Origin of the sequence: Streptomyces sp. TLI_171 (genome assembly GCF_003610255.1) — a bacterium.
Taxonomy (GTDB): domain Bacteria; phylum Actinomycetota; class Actinomycetes; order Streptomycetales; family Streptomycetaceae; genus Kitasatospora.
The window spans coordinates 4,791,148-4,803,914 of the sequence record NZ_RAPS01000001.1; the positions used below are offsets into that span (position 1 = coordinate 4,791,148).

The 12,767-nt window shown below is 74.5% G+C and carries 10 protein-coding genes and 1 pseudogene; 7 read left to right on the forward strand and 4 right to left on the reverse strand.

The genetic code is table 11. The annotated features are described in order from the left end of the window. Nucleotides 1–104: 104 nt before the first annotated feature. From BX266_RS21900 to BX266_RS21920, 5 genes are all read left to right on the forward strand, one after another. The gene (locus BX266_RS21900) at nt 105–2,381 is read left to right on the forward strand and encodes an ATP-dependent DNA helicase UvrD2 (protein ID WP_259464794.1); all 2,277 of its coding nucleotides are present in this window, start codon (nt 105–107) and stop codon (nt 2,379–2,381) included. Nucleotides 2,382–2,540: 159 nt separating this feature from the next. Next, on the forward strand, nt 2,541–2,960 hold the full coding sequence (locus tag BX266_RS21905; RefSeq protein ID WP_120314395.1) for a hypothetical protein: 420 nt from the start codon (nt 2,541–2,543) through the stop codon (nt 2,958–2,960). 171 nt (nt 2,961–3,131) lie between these two features. Beyond that, entirely contained in the window at nt 3,132–3,500 is a 369-nt protein-coding gene (locus BX266_RS21910) for a WhiB family transcriptional regulator (protein ID WP_099902345.1), read from the forward strand. Nucleotides 3,501–3,664: 164 nt separating this feature from the next. Further along, on the forward strand, nt 3,665–3,910 hold the full coding sequence (locus BX266_RS41205; RefSeq protein WP_399171306.1) for a hypothetical protein: 246 nt from the start codon (nt 3,665–3,667) through the stop codon (nt 3,908–3,910). 189 nt (nt 3,911–4,099) lie between these two features. Next, nucleotides 4,100–5,170, forward strand: coding sequence for a phosphotransferase (locus tag BX266_RS21920; protein WP_099902349.1), 1,071 nt, complete (start codon nt 4,100–4,102; stop codon nt 5,168–5,170). 87 nt (nt 5,171–5,257) lie between these two features. On the opposite strand, the gene BX266_RS21925 is transcribed toward BX266_RS21920, so the two are convergent. Both BX266_RS21925 and BX266_RS21930 read right to left on the reverse strand, forming a co-directional pair. Next, nucleotides 5,258–6,598 carry an AarF/ABC1/UbiB kinase family protein gene (locus BX266_RS21925; RefSeq protein ID WP_099902351.1) on the reverse strand — a complete coding sequence of 447 codons (1,341 nt, stop codon included), beginning with the start codon at nt 6,596–6,598 and terminating at the stop codon, nt 5,258–5,260. Between the two features lie 383 nt (nt 6,599–6,981). Further along, complete coding sequence (locus BX266_RS21930; RefSeq protein ID WP_099902352.1) at nt 6,982–8,247, reverse strand: hypothetical protein; 1,266 nt, start codon at nt 8,245–8,247, stop codon at nt 6,982–6,984. Nucleotides 8,248–8,531: 284 nt separating this feature from the next. On the opposite strand from BX266_RS21930, the gene BX266_RS21935 reads away from it, so the two are divergent. Then, a complete protein-coding gene (locus BX266_RS21935) occupies nt 8,532–9,125 on the forward strand; it encodes a M48 family metallopeptidase (RefSeq protein ID WP_259464795.1) in 594 nt (197 codons plus the stop codon). Nucleotides 9,126–9,247: 122 nt separating this feature from the next. Here BX266_RS21935 and BX266_RS21940 read toward each other — a convergent pair whose 3' ends face one another. Together BX266_RS21940 and BX266_RS21945 are read right to left on the reverse strand one after the other, a co-directional pair. Then, nucleotides 9,248–9,811: an NUDIX hydrolase gene (locus tag BX266_RS21940; protein WP_180290566.1), complete on the reverse strand. Its 564-nt coding sequence runs from the start codon at nt 9,809–9,811 to the stop codon at nt 9,248–9,250. A gap of 121 nt (nt 9,812–9,932) precedes the next feature. Beyond that, nucleotides 9,933–11,417, reverse strand: a pseudogene (locus tag BX266_RS21945) (zinc-dependent metalloprotease); the annotation flags it as partial. Between the two features lie 190 nt (nt 11,418–11,607). Here BX266_RS21945 and BX266_RS21950 point away from each other — a divergent pair. Then, nucleotides 11,608–12,756 (forward strand): NAD-dependent epimerase/dehydratase family protein, encoded by a 1,149-nt coding sequence (locus tag BX266_RS21950; protein ID WP_399170183.1) that lies wholly within the window; start codon nt 11,608–11,610, stop codon nt 12,754–12,756. The last annotated feature ends 11 nt before the right edge of the window (nt 12,757–12,767 follow it).

Sequence of the window (12,767 nt, forward strand, 5' to 3'; positions counted from 1 at the left end):
CGCCCCCATTCCGGAGCGTGCTGTGGTGTGACGATCCGATCATCACCGGAGGTCTGTGGACAACCCCGTCCGAACTGTCCGGGCCGCCTGCGAGGATGGGAGGCATGCAGGAAGACCTCCTCGGGCTCGGCAGCCCCCACGAGCCGTACGGCCACGCCCCCGTCGGGGCGGACGCCGTGCTGGCCGGCCTCGACCCCGAGCAGCGCGCCGTCGCCACCGCCCTGCACGGCCCGGTCTGCGTGCTGGCCGGCGCCGGCACCGGCAAGACCCGCGCCATCACCCACCGGATCGCCTACGGCGTGCGCAGCGGCGTCTACCAGCCCGCGCAGGTCCTCGCCGTCACCTTCACCGCCCGCGCCGCCGGCGAGATGCGCGGCCGGCTGCGCCAGCTCGGCGCCGAGGGCGTCCAGGCGCGGACGTTCCACTCCGCCGCGCTGCGCCAGCTCCAGTACTTCTGGCCGCGCGCCGTCGGCGGCGAACTGCCCCGGCTGCTGGAGCGCAAGGTCCAGCTGGTCGCCGAGGCGGCCGGCCGCAGCGGCCTGCGCGTCCAGCGCACCGAACTGCGCGACCTGACCGCCGAGATCGAGTGGGCCAAGGTCAGCCAGGTGGTCTCCGACGACTACCCGGCCGCCGTCGCCAAGTCCTCCCGCGAGGCCCCGCGCGACCCGGCCGAGATCGCCCGCGTCTACGCCGCCTACGAGGACGCCAAGCGCAGCCGCGGCCTGATCGACTTCGAGGACGTGCTGCTGCTCACCGCCGCCATCCTGGAGGACCGGCCGGAGATCGCCGACCGGGTCCGGGCCCAGTACCGGCACTTCACGGTCGACGAGTACCAGGACGTCTCCCCGCTCCAGCAGCGCCTGCTCCAGCAGTGGACGGGCAGTGACGGCGGCGCCAGCCTCTGCGTGGTCGGCGACGCCAGCCAGACCATCTACTCCTTCACCGGCGCCACCCCCGACTACCTGCTGAACTTCCGCCGGGAACACCCCGAGGCCACCGTGGTCAAGCTGGTCCGGGACTACCGCTCCACCCCGCAGGTCGTGCACCTGGCCAACGGACTGCTCTCGCAGGCCCGCGGCCAGGCCGCCCAGCACCGCCTGGAACTGGTCTCGCAGCGCGAGGCCGGCCCCGAGCCGACCTACCGCGAGTACCCGGACGAGCCCACCGAGGCCGAGTCCACCGCCCGCCTGATCCGCGACCTGCTCGCCACCGGCGTCCGGGCCAGCGAGGTCGCCGTGCTGTTCCGCACCAACAGCCAGTCCGAGGTGTACGAGCAGGCCCTCGCCGACCTCGGCATCGCCTACCAGCTGAAGGGCGCCGAGCGGTTCTTCGAGCGCCCCGAGGTCCGCGAGGCCGGCGTGCTGCTCAAGGGTGCCGCCCGGGCCGCCGACGACCCGCTGACGGCCGGCGCGCCCGACCTCGCCGCCCAGGTCCGCGCGGTGCTCGCCACCCGCGGCTTCGCCGCCACCCCGCCGGCCGGCTCCGGCGCGGTCCGCGAGCGCTGGGAGTCGCTGAACGCCCTGGTCCGGCTCGCCGAGGAGTTCGAGACCGCCCGCCGCGCCGCCGACGAGCGCGCCGACCTCTCCGCCTACGTCGCCGAGCTGGACGCCCGCGCCGCCGCCCAGCACGCCCCCGCCGTCGAGGGCGTCACGCTCGCCTCGCTGCACGCCGCCAAGGGCCTGGAGTGGGACGCGGTGTTCCTGGTCGGCCTCAGCGAGGGCACGCTGCCGATCATCTACGCCAAGACCGACGAGCAGGTCGAGGAGGAGCGCCGGCTGCTCTACGTCGGCGTCACCCGGGCCCGCCGCTTCCTCACCCTCTCCTGGTCGCTGTCCCGTTCGCCGGGCGGCCGCGCCTCCCGCAAGCCCACCCGCTTCCTGGACGGCCTGCGTCCCGGCTCCGCCGGCCCCGGCGCGCGCACCCGCGGTGGGCGCGGAGGCATCGAGCCCGGCGCGGAGCGCTCCGCCGCGCGCCGGATCCGCGGCCCGGTCAAGTGCCGGGTCTGCGACCGCACGCTGACCGACGCGGTCGAGCGCAAGCTGCGCCGCTGCGAGGGCTGCCCCTCGACGATGGACGAGGGACTGTACGAGCGGCTGCGCGAGTGGCGCTCGGTCCGCGCCAAGGAACAGGGCGCCCCCGCCTACGTGGTGTTCACCGACGCCACCCTGACGGCCATCGCGGAGGACGTGCCGGGCAGCCTCGCCGAGCTGTCCCGGATCTCCGGGGTGGGCGCGATGAAGCTGGACAAGTACGGCTCCGACGTGCTCTTGTTGTGTGCGGGGGAGAGTCCGGAGCTCGTGGGGGAGACCAACGAGCTGCCGGAGCACGCCTCGCCCGAGGACGAGGCCGAGAACCCGGCTGAGAACTCGCCGGAAAAATAGTTTGCGCGCCGCATGGACGGCGCAATAGCCTGCCGGAGCGGTCAAGGGGACGAGACCGCAAAGCTCGCAGAGGGCTTGTTTCTGCGTGCGCTGACCATCAACCAGATATCGGAGCCCGGGCGACTGGGCACCGCGAGACGCCGAGAGGAGGCGAGTTCAGTGGAGACCAAGATGATCACCAAAGTGACCGACCTGATGACCACCCTCGCCATGCCCGCGCGCGTCCTCGTGCCGGGTCTGGGTCTCGACGCCACCGGCGGCAACGCCGGCGCCCTGCTGCTGTCCGAGCACTGCCTTGTCAGTGGTCTCGGTGATGCTGAGGGCACCCGTGTCGAGGCGGGTCTGTCCCGTGACTGGGCGACGTTCGGCGGCGGTATTTCGCTGTCCGACGAGCGACCGACCGAGGCACCGAAGGCAGTAGCGGCAGAAGCAGCCCATGGGCGCTATGCGGCCGTCGTCGGTGCCGGAGTCAAGAAGCAGGACCAGCAGATCTCCCTGGCCCAGGCAGCCGTTCGCGGCGCCGAAGCCGGCCGGATGCAGGCTTTCCGCGGGCCTGGACCCTGGAGCGAACGACCCTGACGGTGAACGTCACGGGCGGTGCCTCCAGGGCCGCGGAAACCCAGTAACCGGGTTCCGCGGCCCTTCTGTTTTGTCCGGTACGCAAGACCCACCCAGGCCCCACGGGGCCTCCGGCCGAGCCCGAACAACGGGACGACCGGATCCACATCGAAGACGAGGAAGACGCCCACAGTGTCCACGGTCATCACACCGCCGCCCCTCCCGTCCGTACCGACCGACAAGACCGTCAAGGCCGACCAGGCCGACCCCCCGGAGGTAACACTCATGCAGCTCACCGCCATCGACGAGGCTGACTCGCTCGGGCTCCCCATTCCGTGCCGGGCCTTCGACCCGGAGGTCTTCTTCGCGGAGACCCCGGCCGATGTCGAGTACGCCAAGTCGCTGTGTGGCACCTGCCCCGTCAAGGCCGCCTGCCTCACCGGCGCCCTCGAGCGCCGCGAGCCGTGGGGCGTCTGGGGTGGGGAGCTCTTCGTCCAGGGCGTCATCGTCGCCCGGAAGCGCCCGCGTGGCCGTCCGCGCAAGACCGAGGTCATGGCGTGAACCCCGCAGCCAGGACCAGCCGCACCGGCTCCGCAGCCGTCCGCAGGGGAGAGCAGCCCCCGCTGGACACCGCACTGCGCGACTCGGTACGCACCGCGGCCGCCAAGGCCGACGCCGAACTCTCCCGCCCCTTCCCGACCACGCACCACGAGCAGGACCACCACATGAACCCCGCCGGCATCGATCCGACCGTCCGCTCCGAGCAGACCCACGAACTTCAGATCCAGAACAGGACTCTCGAAATGCATCTTCTCCAGGAATCCCTGGCTCGCGCGCATATGCAGCAACGCCTCCACGAGGCCGAGGAGCAACGCCTCGGCCTGCGGGTGCTGCGCGCAGACCGCCTGCGTCGCAAGGCCGAACGTGCCTCGATGCGCGCCCGCAAGGCCCTCGCCGTCGCCCTGATGTGACGGATGCTCCACCCCCACCGGCCGGCCCCGAGGCCCCGCCGGTGACCAACCCTGAACGCCGACGGCCGACTCCCCACCCCCTGGGGAGCCGGCCGTCGGCGCGTCCGGCCCCGGCCCGGCCGGGCTGCCCAACTCCGCATGATCGCACTGTCGTTCTCTGTTCGAACGGATCGTGCAAGGATGTGGCACATGTGGACCTCCCTGCCGCTCGGCGAGCGGCTGCGCGCCGAACTCGGCCCGCCCCGGCGGGTTCGCCGCCTGGTCAGCAGCCCGCGCTCCCGGGTCTGGCGGGCCGAACTCGGCGGCGCCCCCGTGGTGGTGAAGCAGCTCGTCGACTCGCCCGGCGCCGACGACCGCTACGCCCGCGAGGCCGCCGCGCTGACCCTCGCCGGCCGGGCCGGGAGCCCCGGCCGAACGGTGGTGCCGGCACTGCTCGGCACCGACCCGGCGGCCCGGATCCTGGTGCTGGAACGCCTGGAGGACCACACCCCGCCCGCCGAGTGGCAGATCGACTACGCCACCGCGCTGGCCGAGCTGCACGCCAGCGCCCCCGCCGACCTCGACGACCTGGCGGGCACCGCGCCCGGCACCGCCCTGCCTGCCTGGACCGGCCCGACCGGACGGGAACTCGGTTGCTTCCTCGCCCTGGCCCGCACCCTCGACGTCCCCGCCCCGCCGGGCGTCCGCACCGAACTCGAAGCCCTGCTCGGCCGGCTGTCCACCACCCCCGCCCGGCACGCGCTGCTGCACGGCGACCCCTGCCCCGGCAACGACCTGCACACCGCCGACGGCGTCCGCTTCGTCGACTTCGAGCAGTCCTCGCTCGGCCCTGGCGCGGTCGAACTGGCCTACCTGCGGATCGGCTTCCCCACCTGCTGGTGCTCCACCGCCCCGCCCACCCCGGTGCTGGACGCCGCCGAAGCCGCCTACCGCACCGCCTGGCGGGCGGCCACCGGCGCCGACGCCGCCACCCCCGCCGAACTCGCCGACGCCTGCGCCGGCTGGCTGCTGCGCGGCGACGCCCTCGTCCCCAAGGCCGACCGCGGCACCGCCGACCATCTCGCCCGGGTCTCCCACACCGACTGGACCTGGGGCACCGCCACCGCCCGCCGACGCCTGCTGCACCGCCTCCGCGCCGTCGCCGCCCTGGCCGACCAGGACACCGCCCTGCCCCTGTTCGGCCGTTTCTGCGCCACTTTCGCCACCCGCGCCCGCACCACCTGGCCCAGCGCCACCCCCCTCCCCGCCGAACGCCCCTGACTGCCCGTCAGACCGACGTCACCTGTTCAGCGTGCAGCCCGGGCCGCGCAAAGGCATTTCTGCGGTCCGGGCCGTAGGCGGCAGTGGTCAGTCGGCGCCGGGTTCGGCGAAGCCGGGCAGCCAGTGCAGGAGTTCCTCGTGCAGGCGGACGGTGGCGCCGAGCTGGCAGAGGACGCCGATGGTGGAGAGGGTGACCCGGTGGATCAGCAGGTAGGAGGGCGGCAGGTTGAGCTGCTTGCCGAGGTTGTAGGCGGGGGAGCGCGGGTCGGCGATCCGGGCGGCCTGGGTGCGCATCCACTCGCGGCTGAAGGTGAACTGCTCGGCGCGAGTGGGTTCGATGATCGGCACCAGGTAGTCGAGCACCGCGTCCGGGTCGAGCGTGACGGTGGGGCGGACGAAGTTCTCCTGCTTGAGCAACTCGTAGACCGCTCCCGCGTCGCCGGCCAGGGCGAGCCGCAGCGAGGTGCCGATCGGGCGGGGCAGGCCGCCGGGGACCCGGTCGACGGTGCCGAAGTCGAGCACGCCGAGCTGCCAACTCGCCGCGCTGCGACCGGTTTTGACGAGACGGAAGTTCCCGGGGTGCGGGTCGGCGTGCAGTAGTCCGGTGCGGGCCGGGCCGGCGAACAGGAAGCGGGCGAGCAGCTGTCCGGCCCGGTCGCGCTCGGTGCGGGTGCCGTCCGAGATGACCTGGGAGAGCGGCTTGCCGTCCATCCACTCGGTGACCAGCACCCGGCCGGACTGGGCGACCACCCGGGGCACCAGGATGTCCGCGTCCCCCGCGAACTCCTGCGCGTGCAGCTGCTGGGACTCGGCCTCCAGCCGGTAGTCGAGCTCCTCGGTGACCCGTTCGCGCAGCTCGGCGATCAACGGCTTGATGTCCATGCCGGGGATCAGCGGACCGAGCATCCTCGCCACCCGGGAGAGTTGGGTGAGGTCGCTGAGCAGTGCGTCGCCCGCGCCCGGGTACTGGATCTTGACCGCGACCTCCCGCCCGTCCTGCCAGACGGCGCGGTGCACCTGGCCGATCGAGGCGGCGGCGGAGGGCTGGTCGGAGAAGGAGCGGAACCGCTCGGCCCAGTCGGCGCCGAGGTCGGCGGACAGCACCGAGTGGACGGTCCGGGTCGGCATCGCGGGGGCGGAGTCCTGGAGCTTGGTGAGCGCGGCCCGGTAGGGGCCGGCGACGTCCTCCGGGAGGGCCGACTCGAACACCGACATGGCCTGCCCGAACTTCATCGCGCCCCCCTTCAACTTGCCGAGGGTGGCGAAGAGTTGTTCGGCGGTCTGGGCCTGCAGCTCCGCCGCCACCTCCTCCGCGGGGCGCCCGCCCAGCCGCTTGCCGAGGCCCAGCGTGGCCCGCCCGGCGAAGCTCAGCGGGAGGGCGGCCAGCCGGGCCGTCCGGGAGACCGCCTTGCGCGGCATGTCAGACATCGCCGGTCTCCTTCCGAGCAGCCCGACCGGTCGGAGCAACGCGACCAGCCGGAGCAGTCCGGGCCGGCGGGACAGAGCCGGCCGGCGGGACAGAGCCGGTCGTCCGGGCGGCCCCGGTCGTCCGGACGGCCCCGGTGCGGGCGGGCCCGCTCGTCCGGGCGACCGGTCGCGCCGGGTCGGGCACTGCCTTGCGCGGTAGATCGCTCACCCGGACCTCCTGTTCAGCCGGACCGACCGGCGCCCCGCCGGCGGTGGTACTGCGGTGCTCCCCGCGGGCCGCTCGGCGAACCCTCCCCGCCAGTACTCCCGTACTCCCCTGGAGCGGCGGCGGGGCGACGGTCGTACCGGGTGCGGGTCTCGCCGGACGGGCCCGCGGGCCCGTTCTAGGCCATTGTGCCCGCTGGCCCGGGTGTGACGGACTGCCAGAGACAACCGCAATCGGGATGGCTGCGCAGTCGCAGCCGCCGCACCATGCCGTCGGCCGCGGACAGTTCGCACCAGCCGTCCACGCTCGGCGGCAGCACCCCGTCCAGGTAGAGCTGGACGTGCAGCGCGGCGAGCCCGGCGATCGACGTGGCCACCGCGCTGTCGCAGGCCGGGACGCGGGCCCGGCCGGGGCCCTCGTCGATCAGCTGGGCCAGCAGCCGGGGCCAGGCCTCGTCCTCGTCGCGCCGGGCGAGGGTGGCGCAGCTGCCGCACGCGGAGGCCCCGGGGACGACCAACGGACCGACCACGCCCAGGTGTTCGAGCACCCCGGTGTACAGGTGCGGGATGCCGGCGCGCATCAGCTCCTGGGCGTCGACGGCGGCGCCGGTGTACGCGGCGGAGCCGTCGCGCGGGGCGAGCACCACCAGGGTGGGCGGCGGTGGAGCGGCGGGCGGCCGCCGGTACCGCTCGCCGACCGGGGCGCCCGTGACGCGGTGCACCAGCTCGCGGGCGGCGGTGCCGCGCAGCCGGCCGATGTCTCCGGTGGGCAGGCCGCCCGGCGCGCAGTCCCGGGCGGTGACCCGGCCGCGGTCGAGCACCGCGACCTCGCCGATCCCGCCGGCGGCCAGCGCGGCGCCGACGGCCGCCCCGATCCGGCCGGCCCCGCGCACCTCGACCCGGGCCCTGGCCCGGCCGTGCAGCACGGCCGCGGCCTCCCCGGGCCCGGGGTGCACCAGGGAGAGCGAGGCCAGGTCGGGGGCGAGCAGCTCGCGCCGGGCGGATGGGTACAGCTCCAACACGTCCCGCACGGCCTGGGCGTCGTCGAGCAGTTCGCTGCGGGCCAGCGAGTCGAGCACCGCCAGGCAGTACTCGGGGGTGAGGCCGAGCCGCTTTCCGGCGTCGACCACCCCGGGGCCGTCCCTGCTGCCGTCGATCAGCGTCAGGAAGTCGGCCAGGTTGCGGTCGACGCCCTCGATCACCCGGGCGTGCCGGCGGACGGTTCCGAACTGCAGGGTCTGCCTCTCCCGCCACAGCCGGGCCAGGCCCGGCTTGATCGCGGGCCTGACGACGATCGCGCCGGTCGCCTGCTCGTCCGAGCGGCCTTCCGAGCGGCCGGCCGAGCGCGGTGCCGAGCGGTCCGCCGAGCGGTCCGAGGACCGGTCCGCCGACGGGTTCGCGGAGTGGCTCGGCGACGGGTTCACGGGGTTGTTCACGGGGCGCATGCGGGCTCCTCCACGGTTCGGGATCCCGCCCTCGGGATCGCTGGTGACCGCAGCTTGCCCGCCCGTCCCGGACCGCGGAAATCCGCTGTCCACAGGCCCGGTGCGACTATCCGGTCATCACTGTGCACAGCCTGTGGATAACGCAGCCGGGTGGTCCCGCGGGCCGCGCCGTCCCGGTACCGGACTTCTGTCACGGAGACGGGGTAACGTCCTGTTCCATGGCAGCCGAACCCGACTCCCATCGGTCGGCGTCGCGTCGGCGTGCCCGGGCAGCCTCCGGGCCGATGGCCGCGGCGCCAGGTGCCCTCGCCCGCACCGAGACCGGCCGTGAGCCCCTTCCCGAGCGCGGCATCGACCGCAGCAAGGTCGAGGTCCGCCGCAGTGCCCGCCGCAGTCGCACGGTCTCCGCGTACCGCGAGGGCGACCGCACCGTGGTGCTGATCCCGGCCCGGATGTCGCACGCCGAGGAGCAGCGCTGGGTGGCGCAGATGCTCGACAAACTGGCTGCGCAGGAGAGCCGCCGGATGCTGGGCGACGAGGCCCTGCAGGCCCGGGCGCTCGAGCTGTCCCGGCTGTACCTGGACGGCCGGGCGGAGCCGGAGCAGGTCCGCTGGGTGACCAACCAGAACTCCCGTTGGGGCTCCTGCACCCCCGCCGAGCGCACCATCCGGCTCTCCCACCGGCTCCAGGGCATGCCCGAGTGGGTGGTGGACTACGTGCTGCTGCACGAGCTGGCGCACCTGCTGGTGCCCGACCACGGCCCCCGTTTCTGGGCCCTGCTGGACGCCTATCCGCGCACCGAACGCGCCCGCGGCTTCCTGGAGGGCGTCGCCTCCGCCGCCCGGCTGCCGCACGTCCCGGGCGCACGGAACACCTGACGGCCAGCCGACGGACCCACCGGCCGACGACCGGCCGACCGGCCGACGGAAGAACCCCCGGAGCCCGGCAGGGCTCCAGGGGTTCCACGGCATTCGGGCACCAGCGGCCCGGGGGGTCCGGGTCAGACCAGGGCGCGGGCCAGCGCCACCAGCTCGCGCACCGAGCGGTCGGCGTCGGCGGGCAGCTCGTCCCAGTCGAACCAGCGCAGGTCCAGCGACTCCTCGCTGATCAGCTCACGCGCCCCGGCGGGGGCCACGGCCACGTACTGCACGTCCAGGTGGGTGTTCTCCGGCTGGTCCTTGCCCGCGCAGCGCACCTGGTGGCGGTCCAGCTTCACCGGCGCCACCCGGCCGTCGACGGCCAGCAGTTCGAGCTCCTCGATGCCGGACTCCTCGACCGCCTCGCGCAGCGCCGCGTCGGCCAGCGTGGCGTCGCCGGGTTCGCAGTGACCGCCCATCTGCAGCCACATCCCGACCTTGGGGTGCAGGGTGAGCAGCACCCGCCCGGCGGCCGGGTCGACCACCAGCGCGCTGGCGGTGATGTGGCCGGGCACGCAGGCCCGCCACATGCCTTCGGTGTTGGCGGCGAGATGCGCGAGGTAGTCCCGCCGCAGCCCGTCCTGGGCGGCCTCGTCGGGCGTCCAGTCGGTCAGGGCGCGGACGGCGTCGGCGTGCAGCGCGGTCACTTGGCGGTGCCCTCCTCGCCGGAGCCGTCGCCCTCGGAGCCCTTGCCCTCGGAGCCCTCGGAACTGCCTTCGGGCCGCTCGGAACCCTCGGCGTCCTCGGGAGCCGCATCCTCCTCCGCCCCTTGGTCAGGTCGGCCTTCCCGGACGCCCCGGCCGACCCGGAGGCGGTGGACCCGGAGGCGGTGGACCCGCCCGCGGCCTCGCCGAGCAGCTTGTCGAGCGCGTCGAAGTCGAAGCCGCCCTCGGCCGCGGCGCCGGTGTCGCGGTGCACGAAGCCGTCCGGGTCGTCCAGGTCGGCGGCGGTCGGCAGCATGTCGGGGTGGCTCCACAGCGCGTCGCGGCCCTCGATGCCGCGGGCGTCGGCGAGCGAGGCCCACAGCCGGGAGGCGTCGCGCAGGCGGCGCGGGCGCAGCTCCAGGCCGACCAGGGTGGCGAAGGTCTGCTCGGCGGGGCCGCCGCTGGCGCGGCGGCGGCGCAGGGTCTCGCGCAGCGCGGCGGCCTGCGGCAGGTGCGGTGCGGCGGCGGCGTGCACGACGGCGTCGACCCAGCCCTCGACCAGGGCGAGCGCGGTCTCCAGGCGGGCCAGCGCGGCCTTCTGCTCGGGGGTGTCCTCGGGCTGGAGCAGACCGCCGGCCAGCGCCTCCTGCAGTGCCTCGGGGTTGGCGGGGTCGAGCTGGCCGACCAGCTCCTCCATCCGCGAGGTGTCGACCTTGATGCCGCGGGCGTACGCCTCGACGGCGCCGAACAGGTGCGCCCGGAGCCACGGCACGTGCGCGAACAGGCGCTGGTGGGCGGCCTCGCGCAGGGCCAGGTAGAGCCGGACCTCCTCGGCGGGCACGCTCAGGCCCTCGCCGAACTCGGCGATGTTCTGCGGCAGCAGCGCGGCCTTGCCGGCGGGGGCGAGCGGCAGTCCGACGTCGGTGGAGCCGACCACCTCGGCGGCCAGCGCGCCGAGCGCCTGCCCGATCTGGGTGCCGAACATGGCGCCGCCCATCGAGCGCATCATGCCCATCAGCGGACCGGCCATCGCCTGCATCTCGGCGGGCAGCACCCCGCCCATCGCGTTGCCGACCCGCTCGGCGACCGGGTCGACCAGGTCCTTCCACACCGGGAGGGTGGCCTCGATCCACTCGGCGCGGCTCCACGCCACCGCCGCGGAGGAGGTGGACGGGAACTCGGTCGCCGAGTCCAGCCACAGGTCGGCCAGCCGGACGGCCTCGATCACGGCGGTTCGCTCGGCCTCGCCGACCGAGCGGTCCTTGCTCTTCCCCTCCGGCTGCTCGGCGACCACGGTCTGCCGGGCGATGTTCTTGGCCAGCTCCCAGTTCACCGGGCCGCCCTCGAACGAGAGCATCTGCCCGAGCTGCTGGAAGGCCGCGCCGAGGTCGTTGGGGTTGAAGCCGCCCATCATCGCGGCGAACGGGTTGTCCCCGCCCTGCCCGCCCGGGCCGCCCATGCCGAACAGCGCCCCGAAGGGGTTGCCGGTGCCGAAGCCGAACGGCTGCTGCGGGGTCGAGTCGCCCTGCTCGCCGTCCTTCTTGCCCTTGTTCTTGCCGTCCTCGGGCTCCTCGGGGGGAACGCCGAATCCGAAGGGGAGGTCGCTCACGGGGTCCTCGATCTGATCGGCCGTCACGCGGGTGGTGTGGCGGGAAAGTCTGCCGCCCGGGGGCTCCGGGCGGTTTCAATGGTCTCGCGGCCGACCGCGCCGGGTGCACCGCTTGGGCCGAGCCTCGGGCAGGATGGACAGTGCGTGACACTCGTACGTACGCACATAAGCTAACCGTGGAGGATGGCCGGTGAGTTCCCCGCCTTCGGACGTTCGCTCTGGGCTGACCGTGGGCGAGGACGGGCCGGCCGACGCCGGTTCGCCGACTCCAGCCTACGGCGGCAAGCCGCTGACCGTGGCCGTCACCGGCGCGGCCGGCGTGCTCGGCGAGCGGGTCGCCGAGCGCCTGGTGGCGTCCCCGCACGTACGCCGGGTCCTGGCGGTGGACGACCGCCGCGGCGAGGTTCCCGGCGTGCAGTGGCGGGTGCTGGACGTGCGCGATCCGGCGGTGGCCGAGCGGCTGGCCGGGGTCGACGTGGTGGTCCACCTGGCGATGGACCTCGGCATGGAGTCGGACCCGCGCGCCCGCAGCGCGTACAACGTGCGCGGCGCGCAGACCGTGGTGACCGCCGCCGCGGCCGCCGGGGTGCACCGGGTGGTGCTGTGCACCTCCGCGATGGTCTACGGCGCGCTGCCCGACAACGAGGTGCCGCTCGCCGAGGACTCCGACCTGCGGGCCACCGAGGAGGCCTCGCTGGTCGGCGACCTGCTGGAGATCGAGCGGCTGGCCCGCCGCGCCCCGCGCGCCCACCCCGGTCTGCAGATCACCGTGCTGCGCCCGGCCGTGGTGGTCGGCCCCGGCGTGGACACCGTGCTGACCCGGCACTTCGAGGCCCCGCGCCTGCTGGTGGTGGCCGGCTCCCGCCCGTGCTGGCAGTTCTGCCACCTGGACGACCTGGCGTCCGCGCTGGAGTACGCGGCGCTCGGCCTGGTCGAGGGCGAGGTGACGGTCGGCTGCGACGGCTGGCTGGAACAGGAGGACGTGGAGGAGCTGTCGGGCATCCGCCGGATGGAACTGCCCGCCTCGCTGGCGCTCGGCACCGCGGCGCGGCTGCACCGCCTCGGCCTGACCCCGGCCCCGGCCGGGGACCTGGCGTACACCATGTACCCGTGGGTGGTCTCCGGCAGCCGGCTGCACGAGGCGGGCTGGCGGCCGCGGCACACCAACGAGGAGGTGCTGGCCGAGCTGCTCGCCCAGGTCTCCGGCAAGCACGCGGTGGCCGGCCGGCGGCTGGGCGGCAAGGAGGCCGCCACCAGCCTGGGGGCGGCCGGTGCCACGGTCGCGCTGATCGGCACCGCCGCGCTCGTCCGGCGGGCCCGCAGGCACCGCCGGATCTGATCAGACGAATT